The 615-nt window shown below is 47.7% G+C and carries 2 tRNA genes; both read right to left on the bottom strand.

The features are described from left to right. Positions 1–251: 251 nt before the first annotated feature. Positions 252–327: transfer RNA gene (locus AC1DF0_RS31990), tRNA-Ala, on the bottom strand. A gap of 31 nt (positions 328–358) precedes the next feature. Then, positions 359–435: transfer RNA gene (locus AC1DF0_RS31985), tRNA-Ile, on the bottom strand. Positions 436–615: the final 180 nt, after the last annotated feature.

Here is a 615-nt window from a genome sequence, read left to right as displayed (position 1 = left end):
CTCCGTGCGCTCTTAATAGCTTAACCTAGCGTCGTTCCGGTTGATTCGGCTTGCTCGCCTTTTTCATTTTGTTTCTTCGATCTCCTAAGACATCAAATGGTTGAAACAAATTGAAAACATGTCGAGACAATCTCGAACAACCTTCACTAGCGTTAATAAATATCCAGCTAAAGGATGTTTCAGCAATTCTTTTCTTTCGTTATCCAGTTTTCAARGTGCAATGTTCAACATTTTCCCGAAGGAAAAGTTGTTGGTGGAGCCAAGCGGGATCGAACCGCTGACCTCCTGCTTGCAAGGCAGGCGCTCTCCCAGCTGAGCTATGGCCCCATAATGGGTACCGACTTCTCAGAGTCGATAGTGGTGGGCCTTAGTGGACTCGAACCACCGACCTCACCCTTATCAGGGGTGCGCTCTAACCAGCTGAGCTAAAGGCCCTCGGGTATTCCGTTTTGGACTACCTTAGTTTGAAAGACGATTAGTCTTTCAAAACTGACAACGAGCGAGCAATAAACCTGCCTGAGAGTATTGCTGTTGTGGAAGCGATGCTTCCTATCCGAACCTCATCGGGTTCGGGTATTTCCTTAGAAAGGAGGTGATCCAGCCGCACCTTCCGAT

This window comes from Paenibacillus sp. 05T425, from assembly GCF_056396205.1.
Note: the sequence above shows the minus strand (reverse complement) of the source record. Positions and strands in the feature narration are given on the sequence as shown.